General features: G+C 34.6%; 20 protein-coding genes and 2 pseudogenes. 12 read left to right on the top strand and 10 right to left on the bottom strand.

The genetic code is table 11. From position 1 onward, the window contains the following. Positions 1-3 precede the first annotated feature (3 nt). From BG05_RS22725 to BG05_RS22715, 3 genes are read right to left on the bottom strand one after another with little or no spacing between them, the layout of a single operon-like run. On the bottom strand, positions 4-924 hold the full coding sequence (locus BG05_RS22725; RefSeq protein ID WP_033733858.1) for an alpha/beta hydrolase: 921 nt from the start codon (positions 922-924) through the stop codon (positions 4-6). Beyond that, on the bottom strand, positions 876-1,205 hold the full coding sequence (locus BG05_RS22720) for a DUF3147 family protein (protein ID WP_002086410.1): 330 nt from the start codon (positions 1,203-1,205) through the stop codon (positions 876-878). Before BG05_RS22720 ends, BG05_RS22725 begins: the two co-directional genes overlap by 49 nt. After that, the gene (locus BG05_RS22715; RefSeq protein WP_002030991.1) at positions 1,189-1,599 is read right to left on the bottom strand and encodes a MarR family winged helix-turn-helix transcriptional regulator; all 411 of its coding nucleotides are present in this window, start codon (positions 1,597-1,599) and stop codon (positions 1,189-1,191) included. Before BG05_RS22715 ends, BG05_RS22720 begins: the two co-directional genes overlap by 17 nt. A gap of 124 nt (positions 1,600-1,723) precedes the next feature. On the opposite strand from BG05_RS22715, the gene BG05_RS22710 reads away from it, so the two are divergent. Next, positions 1,724-2,551: a PP2C family serine/threonine-protein phosphatase gene (locus BG05_RS22710; RefSeq protein ID WP_002012083.1), complete on the top strand. Its 828-nt coding sequence runs from the start codon at positions 1,724-1,726 to the stop codon at positions 2,549-2,551. Between the two features lie 46 nt (positions 2,552-2,597). Here the strand turns inward: BG05_RS22710 and asnB are convergent, their stop codons facing one another. Next, a complete protein-coding gene (asnB, locus tag BG05_RS22705) occupies positions 2,598-4,421 on the bottom strand; it encodes an asparagine synthase (glutamine-hydrolyzing) (RefSeq protein ID WP_003188480.1) in 1,824 nt (607 codons plus the stop codon). A gap of 268 nt (positions 4,422-4,689) precedes the next feature. On the opposite strand from asnB, the gene BG05_RS22700 reads away from it, so the two are divergent. Continuing rightward, on the top strand, positions 4,690-5,256 hold the full coding sequence (locus BG05_RS22700) for a sigma-70 family RNA polymerase sigma factor (RefSeq protein WP_002012086.1): 567 nt from the start codon (positions 4,690-4,692) through the stop codon (positions 5,254-5,256). Beyond that, positions 5,253-6,359, top strand: a complete 1,107-nt coding sequence (locus tag BG05_RS22695; protein WP_016126748.1) for a DUF4179 domain-containing protein — start codon at positions 5,253-5,255, stop codon at positions 6,357-6,359. Before BG05_RS22700 ends, BG05_RS22695 begins: the two co-directional genes overlap by 4 nt. 40 nt (positions 6,360-6,399) lie before the next feature. Here BG05_RS22695 and BG05_RS22690 read toward each other — a convergent pair whose 3' ends face one another. Then, entirely contained in the window at positions 6,400-7,473 is a 1,074-nt protein-coding gene (locus tag BG05_RS22690) for a WD40/YVTN/BNR-like repeat-containing protein (RefSeq protein ID WP_041868015.1), read from the bottom strand. 268 nt (positions 7,474-7,741) lie between these two features. On the opposite strand from BG05_RS22690, the gene BG05_RS22685 reads away from it, so the two are divergent. Both BG05_RS22685 and fbpA read left to right on the top strand, forming a co-directional pair. Further along, a complete protein-coding gene (locus tag BG05_RS22685) occupies positions 7,742-8,641 on the top strand; it encodes a cation diffusion facilitator family transporter (RefSeq protein ID WP_002012090.1) in 900 nt (299 codons plus the stop codon). Positions 8,642-8,834: 193 nt separating this feature from the next. Further along, a complete protein-coding gene (gene fbpA / locus BG05_RS22680; protein ID WP_002012091.1) occupies positions 8,835-9,005 on the top strand; it encodes a Fur-regulated basic protein FbpA in 171 nt (56 codons plus the stop codon). 52 nt (positions 9,006-9,057) lie between these two features. Here the strand turns inward: fbpA and BG05_RS22675 are convergent, their stop codons facing one another. Continuing rightward, on the bottom strand, positions 9,058-9,729 hold the full coding sequence (locus BG05_RS22675; protein WP_002030983.1) for a GntR family transcriptional regulator: 672 nt from the start codon (positions 9,727-9,729) through the stop codon (positions 9,058-9,060). Positions 9,730-9,745: 16 nt separating this feature from the next. Next, positions 9,746-10,711, bottom strand: coding sequence for a DMT family transporter (locus tag BG05_RS22670; RefSeq protein WP_002126685.1), 966 nt, complete (start codon positions 10,709-10,711; stop codon positions 9,746-9,748). Positions 10,712-10,874: 163 nt separating this feature from the next. Here BG05_RS22670 and BG05_RS22665 point away from each other — a divergent pair, with 163 nt between their 5' ends. Continuing rightward, positions 10,875-11,186 (top strand): DUF3784 domain-containing protein, encoded by a 312-nt coding sequence (locus tag BG05_RS22665; protein ID WP_002064702.1) that lies wholly within the window; start codon positions 10,875-10,877, stop codon positions 11,184-11,186. Positions 11,187-11,261: 75 nt separating this feature from the next. On the opposite strand, the pseudogene BG05_RS31735 reads toward BG05_RS22665, so the two are convergent. Next, positions 11,262-11,379: pseudogene (locus BG05_RS31735) on the bottom strand (cobalamin biosynthesis protein); the annotation flags it as partial. 3 nt (positions 11,380-11,382) lie between these two features. Between BG05_RS31735 and BG05_RS32025 the strand changes: the two are divergent. The 4 genes and pseudogenes from BG05_RS32025 to fumC form a co-directional block, all read left to right on the top strand. Next, positions 11,383-11,472: pseudogene (locus tag BG05_RS32025) on the top strand (TIGR03943 family putative permease subunit); the annotation flags it as partial. 112 nt (positions 11,473-11,584) lie between these two features. Continuing rightward, the gene (locus tag BG05_RS22660; RefSeq protein WP_002030981.1) at positions 11,585-12,244 is read left to right on the top strand and encodes a class I SAM-dependent methyltransferase; all 660 of its coding nucleotides are present in this window, start codon (positions 11,585-11,587) and stop codon (positions 12,242-12,244) included. 395 nt (positions 12,245-12,639) lie between these two features. Next, positions 12,640-14,043, top strand: coding sequence for a Na+/H+ antiporter NhaC (gene nhaC / locus BG05_RS22655; protein WP_002126686.1), 1,404 nt, complete (start codon positions 12,640-12,642; stop codon positions 14,041-14,043). 126 nt (positions 14,044-14,169) lie between these two features. Next, on the top strand, positions 14,170-15,558 hold the full coding sequence (gene fumC / locus BG05_RS22650) for a class II fumarate hydratase (protein WP_002035171.1): 1,389 nt from the start codon (positions 14,170-14,172) through the stop codon (positions 15,556-15,558). 205 nt (positions 15,559-15,763) lie between these two features. On the opposite strand, the gene BG05_RS22645 is transcribed toward fumC, so the two are convergent. Then, a complete protein-coding gene (locus BG05_RS22645) occupies positions 15,764-17,113 on the bottom strand; it encodes an FAD-binding oxidoreductase (protein ID WP_033733870.1) in 1,350 nt (449 codons plus the stop codon). A 230-nt stretch (positions 17,114-17,343) separates the two neighbouring features. Continuing rightward, positions 17,344-17,766: a PH domain-containing protein gene (locus BG05_RS22640; RefSeq protein ID WP_016126751.1), complete on the bottom strand. Its 423-nt coding sequence runs from the start codon at positions 17,764-17,766 to the stop codon at positions 17,344-17,346. 132 nt (positions 17,767-17,898) lie between these two features. Between BG05_RS22640 and BG05_RS22635 the strand changes: the two genes are divergently transcribed. Both BG05_RS22635 and BG05_RS22630 read left to right on the top strand, forming a co-directional pair. Further along, on the top strand, positions 17,899-18,087 hold the full coding sequence (locus BG05_RS22635) for a hypothetical protein (protein ID WP_012260704.1): 189 nt from the start codon (positions 17,899-17,901) through the stop codon (positions 18,085-18,087). Positions 18,088-18,430: 343 nt separating this feature from the next. Beyond that, positions 18,431-19,195 (top strand): DUF2087 domain-containing protein, encoded by a 765-nt coding sequence (locus tag BG05_RS22630; protein WP_002126691.1) that lies wholly within the window; start codon positions 18,431-18,433, stop codon positions 19,193-19,195. The last annotated feature ends 141 nt before the right edge of the window (positions 19,196-19,336 follow it).

The raw sequence follows: 19,336 nt of genomic DNA, 5'->3' as shown, positions 1-19,336 counted from the left end.
TATTTACAATAAGTGAATGGCTTCAATGATAGCATCTGGACGATCGTTTTCTATCCCGTGACTAGCATGTTCAGCCAAAATGTATTGGCTGTTTATTGAGAGATTTAATTGTTCACGAATAAGTTCTTGCCACATATCTTCAAGTTGTGTAGCTTCTTCTTTTGGCATACCGCCCTCAATTAATTGAGCAATAGAATATTGAGGATCTCTACCGATAACAATTAATGGTATTTCTAATGTTTTATGTTGTTTTTTTATTGAGCGAGCACAATTTTTCCACTCGGATAGTTCAGAAGCTGTCGCTTTATATAATGAAGGAGAGGTAGAAAATTTGATATGCTGTTTTGTTGTATTGACGAGCATAGATTTTAGTTCATTATAAAGTGCGTCTGCATCCATGTTGGAGTAAGGATAATATTTTTGTAGCCACATATCATCAGAATCAGTTTGATCAGAAACTGGTAAATGAAGCTCATCTAATCGGTGTAAGTTCATGGAAGTAGAATCAACTAAAAGAAGTGCTTGCAGCCTATCTTCATGTAACATTGCAAAATGTTGTGCACATAACCCTCCATAGGAATGGCCGATTAGAATGATTGGCTTGTGAATATGGAGTTTGTTTAGTAACATATGTAGTTCCTTTGTAACTTGCCTTGCTGTATGTGGAGTATTTCCTAGCTCACTTTTTCCGTAACCTGGGCGATGGTATGAAACAACTGTAAAGTGTTGTGAAAGCTCTTCTATAATAGGGAGCCAATCATAAAATGAGCAAGTCATTCCTGTTTGAATGACTACAGTTTGTTTACTGTTACCTCTTATATATACTTCTACAGTTTGTCCAAATATCTCTATTGATCTATTAATAGTAATTCCCCCTAAGCTTGAAATACTTTTTGGCAAGTAAAGACGATACACCAGGCACATATGCCGAAGAGTATAGATGTACTAAGTGAAAAGGAGTTCTTTAAACCGATATAAACAATAAATAATAGTAGTGCGGATGCAGGAAATCCATATAATACGCCTAAAGCGAATTGACTTAATTCTTGTTTACTCCCACCTTCGAAAGAAATCCAAAATAGGCTTAGTAAACTAACGAGTGGAAGGGCAGCGATAAAGCCGCCTATCGTACTATAATGTTTAGCGACTTCAGTAATAACGCCGATAATAAGTGCCGAAACGATTACTTTAACGAGGAAATGCATATTTTGCCTCCTTCGCTAATAACGAAAAGGCTTTTTCAATTAATTGTTGTTCTTCTTTTGATAACTGTGATTCTAATATTTTTATCTTTTCTTTATCTAGTAAAGTATGCTTTTCTAATACTTCAATGCCTTCTTTCGTTAAAGTAAGGTTTACAACCCTTTCATCGTGTTTGTTTCTTTCTTTTATAATAAATCCTTTTTGAATAAGGCGCTTTACGTGTTCAGATGCTGTGTTATGAGAGAGACTAAGCTCAGTAGCAACTTTTCCAATTGTTATATCTTTCTCACGAGAAACGATTTGTAAAATACGAATAGCTTGGTGAGAAAGGTTGTCTTCATATTCATATCGTAAGTGATAATAAATACTTTCCCAATGTTGATTAATGTCTTTCATAATGATAAATCCTCCTATTTTTATATCGTATAGTAAGATATATTCGTTGATTAAGAAGTAAAATCCTTTTATTTTCATTAAAAATGTTGAAAAAGTTTATTTTTATTGAAATATAAGGTAATCTATGTGTAAAGGTATACATTTAGCAAGAGAGAGGATGATAGCTGTGAATACATTTAAATGGATTAGTCATGAAAAGATGTATGTAGATCAAATACATGTTGAAAAATGTGGTCCTCTTTCAGTCGGCGTATATGGAGGAAATCAAGAGAGTGATGCATATGAAAGAGGAGATGCAGTGCTAGCTTGGTGGGATCCGAAATTAGAATTTGAATTTGTTATGATTTTTGATACACATCATAAAACGAAAAATATACATTATATAATAGAAGCGATTTCAGAAAGAGAAGAAAAACTAAAAGAGTTATTTTCATACCCAATCCATTTAGCATTTCATCATACACATATGTATTTATTAGCGTTATTTACAGATGAGCTCTTTATCGAGAAATGTGACCAAGATGATGAGGAACTTGCATGTTTAATTTGTTTACGAAAAGGTGAGTTCTTATATTGGCTATCAGTTGGTGATTGCTTCGCGTATTTATTCCATTCAGAGCAAACGAAAAATGGAAAAGGTAGGCTAAATAAGCGTAAGAACTATGAGTATATAGGAAGAAAAAATGTTTTTGCAGCGAATACACCTTGTTTTACATCAGGGGTAAGGGGATTAGAAAAAGGTCAGAATCACATTGTAATGGCAACGGATGGTATTTTAGAGTGTGATAAACTAAAGTTTGATGATGATCAATCTTTAGTAGAAATATTACACGACGGATCTTGTTTACAGATTGAGCCTGTATTAACAAATGTACTTCAGTGGAAAGGTAGAGATTGTGCCACTATTATTGGATGGTCCATCGATACTGAAAATAGACAATGTGCCAATTAATAAATGAAAGAGAGTTCAAGGGTTTTTGTCCTTGAACTCTTTTTTGTTAAGCAATATGAATATGATACGTTTTTAACCATTCATTTACTTGTAGCATATACTCCATAGCACTTCTTGCTTCAAAATTGGTAATCTCTTTGTTACTTTGATCAGCAATTGCAAGTAATATGGAATGGTTAATGAGTGAGAAAACAGGATTGTTTTTATTACTGCACATATCAAGCGTTAAATTGCGGATTGTTTGTAAATAGTGTGGATCCTGTGAAGTAGGGTAAGCGCTTTTTCTTCTATTTCGCACATCATCAGGTAAAGCTGGTTTCAGCGCTCTACGTAAAATTCCCTTTTCGATATTATCAATACTTTTAATATTGAAAGGAACGTTCCATAAATATTCAACTAATCTATAATCGCAAAACGGTACACGAACTTCAAATCCTACAGCCATACTCATACGGTCTTTACGGTCGAGTAAGAACGGAAGGAATCGTGTTAAAAATAAATAAAACATTTGACGCTGTTTCGCTTCTTTTTTACTTTCACCTTCAAGAGTAGGTATTTCAAGAGCAGCCTCATGGAATCGTTTATTAATGTACTGCTCAGGATTACATTGAGTTGTTACGTCGTTTAATAATAGAGAAGATGTGTTTTTCCAGTTTGTTAACCACGGAAACTTATCTACATATAATAGTTCTTCTTGATGAAACCAAGGATATCCCCCGAATACTTCATCAGCAGATTCTCCAGATAAAGCTACGGTTGCATCTTTTTTCATTTCGCAAAATAGTAAATAAAGTGAAGTTTCCATTTCGCCAGCACTTGGTAAATCTTTTGCATGGAGGGGAACGAATAAGTGATTTGCTAATTCTTCAGCATTCACAATAATATCATGATGCGATGTCCCTACATGTTCAGAAACACGTTTTACCCAAGGAGCGTCTAAACCAGTGCGAGCAAATGTCAGTTCGAAATCTTTCGCGCTATTTAAAAAGTCGATTGAATATGTGTGAAGTGTTTTGTGTTCCTCTCTAAATTCTTTACCTGCCAGTGCAGTAATACCACTAGAATCTAATCCGCCTGATAACATACAAACGAGGGGAACATCAGCAATTAATTGTCTTTTTACTGTATCTTGTAAAATAGATAAAATATGAGAAGATGTGTCTTGGGTAGAGTCTGTATGGATCTTACTTTCTAAATTCCAATACTTCTTAACTACTTTTTTATCACGTGTGAATGTTATAGAATGTCCAGCACGAACTTCTTGAATATGTTTAAAGACGCCACATCCTGGAGTTCGAAATAAGCCTAATCCAAATATTTCATTTATTCCATCCGCATCAATTTCAGCAGGAACAGATGGATGAGCTAATAACGCTTTTATTTCAGATCCGAAAATAATACTGTCATTTCTTTCTGTATAAAAGAGTGGCTTTACGCCTAAATGATCACGTGCTAAAAACAGTTGTTGCTTCTGATCATCCCATAAGGCGAAAGCGAAAATTCCGTTTAAATGTTGTACGCAGTCTTCTTTCCATTCTAAATAAGCATGTAGTAACACTTCTGTATCTGAATGAGTTTCAAATGCATGACCACATTTTTGAAGCTGCTCTCTCAGCTCACGAAAATTATAAATTTCTCCATTATAAGTAAGAGCATACGTATAATCACCGGCACGGAATGTTTTTGGCTGCGTCCCACCTTCTGGGTCAATAACAATTAAACGTCGGTGTGCAAAGGCCGCACGAGGAGAAAACCAAAATCCTTCAGCATCAGGACCGCGATGCTGAATACTATTCGCCATCTTTTCTAAAATAACATGTTCATTTGAAAGATCTTTCTTCCAATCTACCCAACCTGTAATTCCACACATACAAATTTCATCTCCTAATTTAAAATTATAAAAGTAGATTAATTAAATGAAATGTACACTAGGTTAAAGAGTGTCTGCATAAATAGTGTACTACACTAATTGAATTACAGACTTGAGAAAATTTTCTTCAAGCTTATATTTATATGAGACAATGGCTAAGGAAAAGTATTCCATTACATACAAAAAATAAAAAAGATGAGAGAAAAAAATTTCCAAAACGTTATATAGGGTGTAAAAGCTTTTACAAAAAAATAAGGGGAATCGCTACATGAAATCAAATGAGAAAAATTTTATAAAAAGATTACAGCGGCAGAAGGAAGATGCGCTAGAATTTGTTGTCGATACATACTTACCGCTCATAAAGGGGATAACGCACAAAGTTCTTCTTCCGGTTCAAAATGATGGACTCATAGAGGAATGTGTAAACGATATATTTCTTTCCATTTGGAATAATGCAAATAAATTTCATGGAGAGCCGAATGATTTTAAAAAATGGATTGCAGCGATTGCAAAGTTTAAGGCGATTGATTATTACCGGAAAGCGACTAGAACAGTAGAAATTATTTCAGATGAGTTTCATATTAGTACAGAAAAATCGGCAGAAGATGAATTAATCGTTATGGAAGATAGGGAAGAGTTATTGAAGCTTATTAATCAATTAGAACCGTTAGATCAAAAGGTGTTCATTATGAAATATCTTCTCGGTATGAAGACAGAGGAAATCGGTGACAAGTTAGGATTAACCAGGGCGGCGATCGATAATCGTGTGTACCGGGGAAAAAAGAAACTACAACAAAATGCTACGAATATTAGTTTTGGAGGTAGTGCAATATGAAAGACATTTATGAACTATTAAATGACATTGATATAGATGAAAAAGAACTTGAGGAAATTGAGGCTTCTGAAATTGAAAAAGAAAAAGTAAAACGTAATGTAAAACAATCGATACGTATGAAGAAAAAGATGAAAAGTTGGAAAAAGGGTGTCGCTGCTGCATCTATTTTAGTAGGATTATCAGTTGCAACGCTTGGTATCGGGTTTCCTACATATGCAGGGGGATTGCCAATTGTAGGTGACATATTCCGATTTTTAGATAATGGTAGAACAGGGTTATATGAAAATTATAAAGAGTTTTCGACTGAATTGAATATGACGAGGGAGAGTAATGGGGTTAAGGTTACAATTAATGATGCTGTGTTCGATGGTAGAACAATTACAATCACATATTCTATTGAAAGCGAAAAAGATTTAGGAGAGAAACCGTTCCCATTTGGAAGTCCGCAAGTGATGGGCTTTAATGGTGGAGGAGGTAGTTCGGACGTGACAAAAGTTGGAGAGGGAAAATATGTAGGTATGACTACGATGAGTGGTCATGGTAGTGAAAGGTTAGATGTTGCAAATGTTTGGTGGGACATAGAGGCAATAAATATGTATGAGGAAAAGAAATCTATAAAAGGGAATTGGAATTTTGCCCTTACTGTTAAGGGAATGGATAGTAAAGAAATTAAGCTTCAAGGAATTTCTGAAAAAGAAGGAATAAAAGTAAACATAGATAAAATGGAAGTAACCCCGATGTCCTTTATCGTTTTTTACAATCAGGAAGAATCTAAGGCATTACGGAGTATATGGGATAGCGCTGATGTGGAATTAGAAATAAAAGATGATTTAGGAAATAAATATGCAGGTGAAGGAAATGGCGGAACTAGTACAGTAGCAGAGCCACATAAAAGTAGTTGGAGTGCTACATTCCAAAAGTTAAACGAAAATGCAACAAAGCTTATCGTTACACCTCGTGTGCACTTGCGAGTTCATACACCTGAAAATCATGGTGGAGTGGAATATGTGAATGGAAAAGAGAAGAAAATTGAAGTGCCGAAAAAAGAAGCGAAGAGTAAAGATATTGTTCTAGATGATATCGTAATTGATTTAAAGAAATAAAAGAGAGACTGCCTAAAAACATTAGGCAGTCTCTTTTTCGTTAAAAACTAGTTACGAGTAACGCATGCGGATGCTGCGTTTTATACTCATCTTTCCACGGAATATTTAGTTGTTCCCACGATTCGCCGCTATCATTGGATTGAAAGACGCCATTATTATTTAAAGTGTAAAACGTATGTGGTTCGGCTGGATTTGTAGCAAACATCGAAATGACTGTACCAATTGCAGATGGTAGACCTTGCTGTACTTGCTGGAACGGAGTATCTTTCGTTTTCCGATAAATATAAGATTCATAAGGAATACGGTGATGAGCAAGGTCGGCACTTGGTGCGGCAGAAACAAGAATTGTATCGCAATCAGCGGGATCGATAGCCATGCTGTATAAATAATGATGCTCAAGTCCGTCACTACATGAGATCCAGCTGTTTCCACTGTTATAACTTTCAAGATATGCACGATCAGGTCCGCCCATAAATCCGTCACCACATGATGCATAAAGGCGATTTGGGGCTTCAGGGTGCATGAGTAATTGATGAGCATCGATAGGAGCACCGAATTTTTTATCAATCCATGTATGCCCTTTATCATTACTTTGAATAACAGCACCAGCTTCGATTGAAACATGGAGTGTATTTGGATTGTTTGGATCAACTGTAATCCAGCGTACGTGATGGGTAAAAGGTCTAGGCGGAAAAGCCCACGTATAAGAAGATAATAATGATTTCATATTTTTAAGTTCAGTCCACGTTTCACCACCATTTTCTGAACGGAATAAAGCACTAGGTTCTGTACCTACATAAACGACGCCGTAGCCGTTAACTTGTTCATTTGAGCTTATCGTTATAGAAGTAATAGAAGAGTGTAAAATACCATCCTCTTTAGGGAAATCAAAGTAACGATATGAATCTCCAATTGGTCTCCACGAATCCCCGCCATCGTCACTTAGCCATAAACCTCGTCCAAATGTGCCGCAATAAACACGATTTGTTTGGAATGGATCAACCACAATACAGGTAGGTTGCATATTTTGTAAATGATATGTGGTTTCATAGTTACCATATTGTTCTTTTACTACAACAAGTTCACGCTCCATGCAGAGAAATAGTCGTTTCAATTTTGTAACCCCCTTAAAAATTCTTTCATTAGTAAACAATATGAAAATAAAAAAGAAGTAGTCTTGTTTTTAGTTGAGAAAAAGGACTTGTTTGAAAAGTAGCGAAGTTTGTATACAGAGGAAGCGGGATAAAGTGAAACTTTAATCAGTGGGGTATTGTTCATCTTCTACTGATTAGTAGCATTCACTATCGGGCGTTAATGGGGGATAAAGATAGGGAATGTGTTTCATACTAACATACAGATATTGCACTTAAAGGAGCATTTGTATGGGGCACTCACATGATCACGGTCATTCAAAAAATAAAAAAGCGTTATTAATTGCCTTCTTATTAACAACAAGCTTTATGATTGCTGAAGTTATTGGCGGATTTGTAACAAATAGCTTAGCACTATTGTCTGACGCAGGGCATATGTTAAGTGATGCAGTATCCTTAGCTTTAAGTTTACTTGCGTTCAAGCTTGGGGAAAAAACGGCAACGGCCGCGAAAACATATGGGTATAAGCGAGTCGAAATGTTAGCGGCATTATGTAATGGTGTCGTTCTTATTGTCATTTCAGTATATATTTTTATTGAAGCAATTCGTCGTTTTAAGGAACCAGTTGAAATCGCTAGTAATGGAATGCTCATTATTGCTGTGCTTGGTCTGCTTATTAATATTGTATCAGCTTGGATATTAATGAGAGGCGGAGATGTGAAAGGTAATTTAAATTTAAGAAGTGCGTTCTTACATGTACTAGGCGATTTATTAGGTTCAGTTGGAGCGATTATTGCTGCGTTACTTATTAAATTTTTTGGATGGACTGCTGCAGATGCGGTTGCTAGTATTCTTGTGTCTATTTTAGTCATTATAAGTGGATGGCGTGTAACACGTGATACAGTTCATATATTAATGGAAGGTGCACCGCAGCACATAGATGCTGAAGAGGTGAAAAATACATTATTAAATATTACTATTGTAAAAGAAGTTCATGATTTACATATATGGTCTGTAACATCAGATTTTCAAGTATTAACTTGCCATCTTATTATCGAAGGTAATGAAACGCAAAGCGTATTGAAAGAAGCAACGGATGTATTAAAGGGGAAATTTCATGTAGAACATGTCACCATTCAAGTTGAAATAGAAGGTGAATTTAACCATAATGAGACAACTTGCAAAGTATGAAAGAAAAAGGGTATGAAAAAATGTCATAACATTTTTCGCGTGGCATACATATATATAATGTGGCCACAAATACTTTGTAAGGTAAATATTTCATAAGATTACTTTACTTATTAAGAATCATCTTTTATAATCAAAAGTGGTAATTGATAAAGATTATCATTTTCAATGATCGTAGAAAGGAGTTTTTTAAAAGATGAGTAGTCAACTCCGTTTTGCTGTTGAAAATCGTAAGAGACATTTAATTGATGAGTTAATTGGAGCAGGGGTGTTTAAGATTCGCGACCGACAATTATACGAGCTGTCTTTAGAGGAATTGGAAAAAGAGTACGAGCATATTGAAGATTACGCAAATATTCAGGCATAGCACATAGATTATTAAAGAAGGAGCTGGTTACACTTTTGTGTAACCAGCTTTATTATTTCATAGAAATTATTTTTTGTATTTCTTTCATTGGACGGAGCCAGTTTTGAGACATCATTTGTTCCATTCGTTTTTCATCCTGTTTTTGTAGTGCTTGAATTATAGAGTGATGTTCTTTAATAGATTGACTTGCAGGCACGAAGTTTTGGAAAAATAAATATTCAAGGCGTAAAATGTGAAGTTGCATATTTTCTAGAAAAGGTTCAATATATCGGTTTTTAGCAATAGAAGTAATTGTATTGTGAAATCGTATATCTAGTTCTAAAGCTTTTTTTGAATCTTTTTCATGTATAGATTGTTGAAAAGCATCATTTATTTCGGAAAGTAGTTTAATATCAGCGTCTGTAACTTTTTGAAGTGCTTGCTTTCCTATAATTGAGTGAAGACCAGCTATCGTCTCATAAATGATAGATACGTCGTCTAACTTAATAGGCGCGATTTTCGTTTTTTGCCCAGGTACCATTTCAACTAATCCAGAAAGCTCTAAAATTTGTAAAGCTTCTCTAACAGGTGTTCTGCTTACTCCTAGTGCTTCTGCCAATTCCCCATCATTTATTTTTTCATCAGGTCGTAAAACACCTTCTATAATCCAATCTTGCAGTTGATTTAAAACGAGTGACTTTGCTGAAACTCTTCCTGGTTTTTTATAATTTTGAGGGACAGGCATAGTGAATTCAATCCTTTCATTGTATATGTTTCTTTTTCGTATTAACAAGCTTTAATTTTGGTTTTCCTTTATCCGGTTTTTGGCTTAATATGAGCACCATTACAATTACACAAAAAGCACCTAATAACTGAAAAGATTGAAACGGTACGTGCAAAATAAGCACAGAAGAAATAATAGCTGCGAGTGGTTCTGTACAGCCAAATAATGTTGTTTCTTTAGGCGTAAGGTATCTTATGCTATCTAAGTATAAATAAAATGCGATGAGTGTCCCGAAAATGACGACAAATGTAATGAGCGGGAGGGTACTTAGTTTTACATATTTCATAGTTGATAATAAAATGAATTCGTTTGTGGAAATAAAGTGTAAAATCGTTACGCCAATCCCCCCAATGATCATCCCCCATCCAACGATAACGGATGAAGACCACTTTTCTAACAATTCTTTTGAATACAAACTATAAAATGCAAGAGATAGTCCAGATAAAATGCCCCAAATGATAGCAGGTGTAGATACAGCTAAGTTATGAACAGAACCGTTTGTTAATAGGAGAAAGGTCCCTACTAATGAGAGGGTAATTGAAATATAATCAATTTTTGATGGACGAACGCTCCATTTGAAAAGTAAGTATACAGTGATAAATATAGGGGCTAAATATTGTAACAAAGTTGCAACAGCAGCGTTTCCTTCTTTAATAGAAGCGAAGTACGTGTACTGTACAGCAAGCATGCCTAAAAGACCGAACAAAATTATCTTATTTGCATCAGACTTTTGTTTCCAAATTCCAAATATTTCTTTTTTGTTCGCTCCGAATGATGACATAATGAGCAAAATAGCACCGGATATAAGCAAACGGATTGTAACTAACCATTCAGTAGAAACGTTTTCGTATTGAAAAAGTTGTTGCGCAGCTGTTCCGGACAATCCCCATAAACAAGCACCGATTATGACCATTATAATTCCTTTTAATCGATTTGGATCCATAAAATATATAGTCCTCCTTTCAAAAAAATATATATTAGATACAATATGCAATATATCACGAAATGGAGTGTTAATAAACTGAAATTTCTAATTAAAAATAAAATTGTTTAGTAAGAACGATCATCTTTTTTGTGTATAGTAAAATATCGTAGGGGAGAGTTATATGCTAGCAGGATTTTTGGTTTGTTTATTTGTTGGATTACTTATCATTTTTTTAGGCTATCAAATACATGTGAAAAAGAGATTGTTTTTGTTGGCAGGCTATCAGGAAGAAACGTTTGTTGGAGATAAAAATAAATTAGCGAAGCTTTCAGGTGTGTTTTCCTATATAGTCGGAGTTGCTACTATACTATTACCGTTTGGCTTAGAAAAAATAGGTGATGTAGTTGGTATCGTATATGCTATCTTAATTGTTTTAGGTACAATTGTGTTTCTTATTAAAGCAAATATGTTAAATAAGAGTACTACAAAGTGAAAAAGGCTCCATGCTACGGAAGCCTTTTTATTATGAAGTGAAAGTAAAAGCGGGAATAGGATCAACAAATGTATTTCAATCTTGTTTCATTTCTTTTTCTGTTAATAGAACGATTCATATCGATGCCGATAAATACAAGTTCAGTTATTTGATCTCCATATCGTTCATCCAAGTTTTTCAATGCTTCTGGTTCTAAGGAATGCTATTTCCACTTGTGAAAATAAGTAAAGTAGAGAAGATTAAGAAGCCAGCAAATCCATATGTATATGATGCTTTACCCCAATAAGAATGGGGTAATTCTTCATCTTTTTATGAAATATAATCATAATCGCGGCGCCAAAAAAATAAAGATAAGAGTAATTTGGTTTGTTAAAAATATGTGTATAAGGAGATACGTGATGAACTGGGTTACTCATAAACCATCGTTTGAATTTGAAAATTTTAGTCCTATTATTCGGTCACAATCTGCGTGGAGTGGGCATTTAGATTTCGCATATGATTTAGTAAGATTTGAAGAACCAGCAACTTTAGTTGAGTTAGGTACGCATTTAGGTGCTTCCTTTTTTAGTTTTTGCCAGGGGGTAAAAGATGGTGGGTTAGCCACAAAATGTTTTGCTGTAGATACTTGGGCTGGAGATGGGCATACAGGTCCATATGGAGAAGGGGTTTTTCAAATAGTAGAAAAAGTGGTGAGGGATAACTACCTGAATATAGGGAATTTAATTCGGTCTACTTTTGATGATGCTCTGGATGAGTTTCAAGATGAAACGATAAATCTTTTGCATATTGATGGCTATCATACGTATGAAGCTGTTTCTCATGATTATAAAACATGGTTACCTAAAGTTGCGAAAAACGGTATTGTATTATTTCATGATATTGAAGTTAAAAACGGTGATTTCGGTGTGTATAAGTTTTGGGATGAGGTCAAGGTGAAATACCCTCATTTTCAGTTTGGGCATTCATATGGACTCGGAGTTTTATTTCCGAAAGGTTGTAGCGATAAGTTTTCGGAAATACTTAAAAATAAAGAAGAGATACAAAATATGTATAAATAAAAGAGGCGCATGCATCGATTAAATGATGTGTGCTCTTTTTTTATGTGGAAATATATTATTACATATGAGGTGAAAGCGGTAGTAAAAAGTTTTGTTGAGGCAAATATTAAAAAGGTTATTATGGGTTAATAATTAGTGGGGATGGATAAAACCCTCATTGATTAAAGTTTTATTTCATTAGGTGTTTTTATCTAAATAAATAAAAATACAACATTTTTTATATTTTTCATTGCGAAAAGCGCAATCTACTTTTACAATAGAAAGGGTTGTGAATATATTATACTGAAAAAATAAATCGAAATAATATGAAAATTTTGTTTTGTCTTCGCTAATTGTATACTACATACACGTAAGACTACATACATCATGTTATCGACTTGTAAGGAGAGAAAAAAATGAAAAGTGTAAGATTACCATCGATGCTAGAAATTATTATTCTTTTATGCCTATTTCTTGCTGTCGTCTTTTCCTTCCAAACGATTTTTGATCTCCCAATTCAATTAGCGCTATTTATTTCATGGTTTTTAGTTATTGCGCTTGGATTAAGATTAGGATTTCGTTATCAAGAATTGCAAGATGCAATTACGAAAGGGATTTCTAATGGATTAGAAGCAATTCTTATTTTAGTTGCAGTTGGGGCTTTAATTGGAACGTGGATTGCTGGTGGGGTTGTACCTACATTAATTTATTATGGATTAGAATTCATTCACCCTAGCATATTCTTATTGGCAACTTTAATTATTTGTTCAATCACTTCTATCGCGACAGGAACATCATGGGGAACAGTTGGAACTGCAGGTATTGCTATGATGGCGATAGGTGAAGGGCTTGGATTACCACTTCCGCTTGTTGCGGGTGCAGTCCTTTCAGGAGCTTATTTCGGAGACAAATTATCACCACTTTCTGATAGCACAGTTCTTGCAGCTTCTATGGCGAAAGTAGATGTTATCGCTCACGTTCGAGCTATGCTCGTATTAGACGTTCCAGCTTATATTATTACCAGCATTATGTTTACTGTTGCTGGATGGATGTATGGCGGGGATAATGTAGATTTAAATAGAGTTGAGTTTTTAAAAGAATCTTTATTAAAGCACTTTGATATTAAAATATGGATGCTTGTTCCAGCGGTAATTGTTATTGTGCTATTGGCGATGAAGAAACCATCTATGCCAACAATTGCTATGGGAGCTTTAATTGGTGCAATTTGGGCAACACTTTTCCAAGGAATGAACTTTGGAGAGGCAATTGGAACAGCATATAACGGATTCTCAATTCAATCTGGTGTCGAGTTTGTCGATAAGTTATTAAACCGTGGTGGAATTAATGGTATGCTTGGTTCAGTAGCTGTTATTATTTTCGGATTAGGTTTTGGTGGATTACTTGAAAAGTTAGGTGTTCTAAAGGTAATCGTATCGAAATTTGAGAAGAAATTAAATTCTGCAGGTAATGTAACATTGTCTACATTAATCGTTGCATTTTTAGCTAACATATTTGGTTGTGCGATGTACGTATCACTTATTTTAACACCAAAAATTATGGAAGATAGCTATGATAAATTAAAAATAGATCGCCGCGTATTAGCACGTAACTCAGAAGTAGGTGGAACTTTGACTTCTGGTATGGTTCCATGGTCTGATAATGGTATTTTTATGGCTGGTATTTTAGGTGTATCAACATTATCATACGTTCCATTTATGTGGCTAAGCTTCGTATCACTCATTTTAGCAGTTATTTATGGATATACAGGCAAGTTCATTTGGTATGTAGATGATGCGGATAAAGGAAAGCAAGCATCATAAAAAAATTACCTTCTGCGGTGGCGGAAGGTAATTTTTTTTATATGTATTAATGAGAATTCTTATCATTTGATAGAAAGTCTGTTAAAATAAAAGATGTAGGTATTTTATTTTCAAGGGGATGAAAAAATGGAGTACAGAATTGAAAGAGATACATTAGGAGAAATGAAAGTTCCAGCTGATAAATTATGGGCAGCACAAACGCAGCGTAGTAAGGAAAATTTTCCGATTGGAACAGAGCATATGCCGCTTGAAATTGTAAAAGCATTTGCGATTTTAAAGAAGAGTGCAGCGCTTAGTAATCAAAAATTAGGAAAGCTATCAGAAGAGAAGACGCAAGCAATTGTGGAAGCTGCTGATGAAGTTATCGCAGAAAAATGGAATGAACATTTTCCACTTGTCGTATGGCAAACGGGTAGTGGTACACAATCGAATATGAATGTAAATGAAGTAATTGCAAACCGCGGTAATCAAATTTTGAAAGAAAAGGGATCTGACGTACATATTCATCCGAATGATGACGTGAACATGTCTCAAAGTTCAAATGATACGTTCCCAACAGCACTTCATGTAGCGTGTGTAATTGCGGTAGAAAACCATGTATTGCCAGCTATTACGAAATTAAAAGAAACATTAGCAGAAAAAGTAACTGCATTTGAACATATTATTAAAATCGGTCGTACGCATTTACAAGATGCAACACCTTTAACGTTAGGACAAGAAATTAGCGGATGGCACCGTATGCTTGAAAAAACAGAGCGTATGATTGCAGATAGCAATACATATATGAAAGAATTAGCAATTGGTGGTACTGCGGTTGGAACTGGAATTAATGCGCACCCTAAATTTGGTGAGATGGTAGCAGAAGAAATTAGTCTGTTTACAGGTAAACAATTTGTTTCTGCACCAAATAAATTCCATGCGTTAACGAGCCATGATGAAGTTGTATTTGCACATGGAGCATTAAAAGCATTAGCTGCTGATTTAATGAAGATAGCTAACGATGTGCGCTGGCTTGCAAGTGGTCCACGAAGTGGTCTTGGGGAAATTATTATCCCTGCAAATGAACCAGGAAGCTCTATTATGCCAGGTAAAGTAAATCCAACGCAAAGTGAAGCATTAACAATGGTTGTAGCACAAGTTATGGGGAATGACACAACAATCGGATTTGCTGCGAGCCAAGGTAATTTTGAGCTAAACGTATTCAAACCAGTTATTGCTTACAACTTCCTGCAATCTGCTCACTTATTAGCTGATGCAACCGTTTCGTTTAATGATAAATGTGCAGTTGGTATTGAAGCAGATGAAGAAGTAATTAATGAAAATGTAAATCGTTCATTAATGCTTGTAACAGCGCTAAACCCACATATCGGGTATGAAAATGCCGCGAAAATTGCAAAGCATGCCCATAAAGAAGGGTTAACTTTAAAAGAAGCAGCATTGCAATCTGGACTACTAACAGAAGAGCAATTTGATGAGATTGTAGATCCGAAAAAAATGATTGCTCCGAAAGAATAATAGAAGAGGCCAAGATTCTTAATTTAGAATCTTGGCTTTTTTATCCCGCTATTTGCCGGGCAGTAAAACTCCTACCTCAAAATTCGGCTGAAGCAAAGAAGTTAGGTGGGAGCCCTGCTGCCCATAAACGCCCGATTGGTGAAGGCTAATAATCAGTGGGGGATGAACAAAACCTCCACTGATTAAAGTTTCACTTTATCGCATATTAATTTTTAATTCCTTGCGGAAAAGTAAATACACATAAAGGGTCATATTTTTTACTGATTTTTCTTAATTTGTTCGCATGTGTCCCGTAATAAGCGTTCATATAATCTTTCAAATCGCTGTATGGGAAATTGATGAATGAGCCTTCTGTTATAGATTCTATATAGTCAAATCGGCTTTCTAACCATTGGGAATTATCCTTTTTAACAATCGGATCTTCCCATATAGTTTGGATTCCTAGAATATAATGTGCATCGCGGTAATAAAAAGCGCTCGCATCTTTACCTACATCTTGAATTTTTCCTCCAAGGGGGTAGAGACTTATAGCTGCAAAAATACTACCGGAAGCTCTATCTTCAATAAGACTAATAATTTTTTCGATTTCTTCCTCGTTATATTGTTTATGAACGAACCGGCCTATAGATTTAAATTGTTCAGACGAGGGATATGAAGATTCTACAATGGCCATTGCTTCAAGAAAACTGATATATTGTAAATTCATCTTCACCCCGTTTATATTGAGTAAATCTTGTAGAATGAACGCTGCATCTTCTGGGGTACCGTAATATAAACCTCGTCCATATATTGCAAGTCCTTCCACAGCAGAGTTGTATATGCTCGCACCGATTGTCATCTTACTATTTAAATTTACTAGCCAGCTTTGCCATGTGTGAAGAAATTCCTTTTGGATGTCTACTGAAGCGTTAGGCCAATATAGTTCAACGAAAGTAACTTTATCAACTATTGGAGGGAGCTTAAAAGTTAGCGAAACAACGATGCCAAAATTTCCGCCACCTGCCCCGCGACAAGCCCAAAATAAGTCTTTATGGCAAGTTTCATTAGCTGTAATTACTTTACCTTTATAGTCAATTAATTCTAACTCTATTAAATTGTCACAACCAAGGCCGAAATACCTACTAGAATAGCCCCAACCGCCACCTAAAGTGTATCCACTTACTCCAACAGTTGGACAAGTTCCTCCTGGAAATGGATAACCTTTTGAAGAGATAAAGTCATAGATTTGTTTATTTTGAGCACCACCTTGAATGACTAATGTATTTTTATGTTCATTAAGCTGCATACAGTTCATTTTACTTATATCAATTACGAGGACATTGTTTCCGACAGAATATCCTTCGTAATGGTGTCCACCAGAACGAATGCGAATAGCAATTTCATTTTTTCTCGCCCAAATAATCGCATTACTAACATCCCATTTCGTAAAACAATAAATGATAGCTAAAGGAAACTTTTGAATAGCCCGATTCCATTCTTGTCTAGCTTCTTCGTACTCACAATCATATCTTGTAATAATTTCACCTGTTAATCCTTCATAACTTAACTCATACATAATAAGCACCTTTCATTCATTTTGTGTAGTAGTTTGTTTTTCTAGAAATAGTGTATGTTCGTATCGTTTGTTTGTGATGAAGGCGTAGTATCTTTATGTAATAAAAAATAGACTAACTATTGGGGAGTTAGCCTGAGGGGAGAATAAATATGTAAACGGCGGTTTTACTTGGGGAGGATATTCAATTCTTATATAGTTATCCTAATAGCATTGAACTGTCTCAAACAAAATTATTCATTTGAGGTGCTATTGATTATTTTCACATTTGGCCAGTTTTCTTTTAAGAGTGAAATGAATTTCTCCTCTTCTTGTGGTACGAAAGATGTTACTGAGTCGAATAAATTATAATGAACTTCTATTTGTTGTCTTGTCCAATTTTCTGAACGAAGCTTTTTACCAGAGTATTTAATGTGGCGTATATTTTCAAATGGAATTTCAGTACGGAGTATGAAACCATGTTTAACAATAAGGGCAGATTCCGTTATTTTGTAATGAGAAAAATAGAAAGAAGAGAGATTCACGATATTTAAGAGCATCATGAGAGTGAAAAAAATAGAATTCTCATTTTGAAAGAATAGAGAAATGAAAAAAATAACTAAAAACAATGAGATTAAAATGATATGAAATGGATTTTTTTTCGCTTTAAATTTCAAGTAAATCACCTCGGTATACCAGTCATTAAAATAATTAAATCACAATATTGTAATGAAACGTAAAAATATGCAACATTACATATTCTTACGTTTCATTATTCGTGTAAACTTTTTTTGATGGGGTAAATTTGAATGGAGTTTTCAAAAGTGGAGTTGCATAAAATGATTTGCAGAAAAAGTATTAAAGTAATAGTCATAATTAGTTGTATGATGATTAGTGGTTGTTCAAATAGATTCGTTGAGGATGGAAATCGAAAACATGTATTTGTAAAAGCAAGTAAAGTTTTAGTAGAGGTTGTTTATAAAATATATAAAAGGTAAAAGGTGTTTTCGTATATGGAAACACCTTTTTTGTAGTTAAAATTGAATGCTGAAGTTTTGGAATGTGTGAATGCCGGTTCCATGTTGAATTAGGTTTGTAGCACTTAAATATTGAACAGCATATTTCACATCTTAATAATAAGTGGTTTCTAAAAACACATTCGCTGTTTGTTGGGATAAGTCCTTTTTATAACGTATAAATAGATATTTTTATAAAAGTTTGTAAAATAGGTAAACGAAATATTGAATTGTTTGCTTTTGGTATGGTAAGATGATGGAGTGGTAATAAACGGTATCGTAATTTGTTTATGGTTTTAATAAACCCTTTGGAGGAATGTTTAGTATGAGTGATATTTCAGAGAAGTTTTGGGATGCGTCGATAGAGGAATTGAAGAAAGGGTATGTATTTGACGAGGAAGCAGAGGAGTATGTTTGTTTAGCTTGTGGAGAAACGTTTATTAAAGGGGTTATTTATCAAGAAAATCAAGTTTTGTATGAAGCAGAGAAGTTTGTACAGTTGCATATTCAAAATGAGCATACATCTATGTTTGAATATTTATTAAATCTTGATAAAAAGTTTACAGGCTTAACTGATTTGCAAAAGAAAATGGTTCAGTTTTTCCATATGGGACTTAACGATAAAGAGATTGTAAAAGAAATGGATGGCGGGAGCACATCGACGATTCGCAATCATCGATTTACATTGCGCGAGAAAATGAAGCAAGCGAAAGTATTTTTAGCGTTAATGGAATTGTCAGAAGAAAAATCAAAAGTTCAAACAAAATTTGTACCGATTCATAGAACAGCTACGATGGTGGATGATAGATACAATATTACAGAGGAAGAAAATGCTGAAGTTTTAACAGTGCATTTTACAGAAGGTTTGGATGGACCGCTTTCTAAATTTCCGAAAAAGCAAAAGCGTAAATTGATTATATTACGTCATTTAGTGAAGAAATTCGATAGTAATAAAAAGTATACTGAAAAAGAAGTGAATACAGTTTTAGAAAATATATATCCGGATTTTGTAACTTTGAGAAGATATTTAATCGAATATGGTTTTTTAGATAGAACAGCTGATGGAAGCCAATATTGGGTGAAGTTATAAGAATGAAGAGAAGAAAATGAATAGATGCACATAATAAAAACAACTATACAAAGAGATAGAGGATTACAGATACGAAAAATATGTTAAAGTTCTATGATGAATTTGAAAATAGTGAGTGGAAGAGGCAATTACTTTGACGAG

This window comes from Bacillus mycoides, assembly GCF_000832605.1.
Lineage (GTDB): Bacteria > Bacillota > Bacilli > Bacillales > Bacillaceae_G > Bacillus_A > Bacillus_A mycoides.
This window is presented reverse-complemented; position numbering and strand designations above follow the sequence as displayed.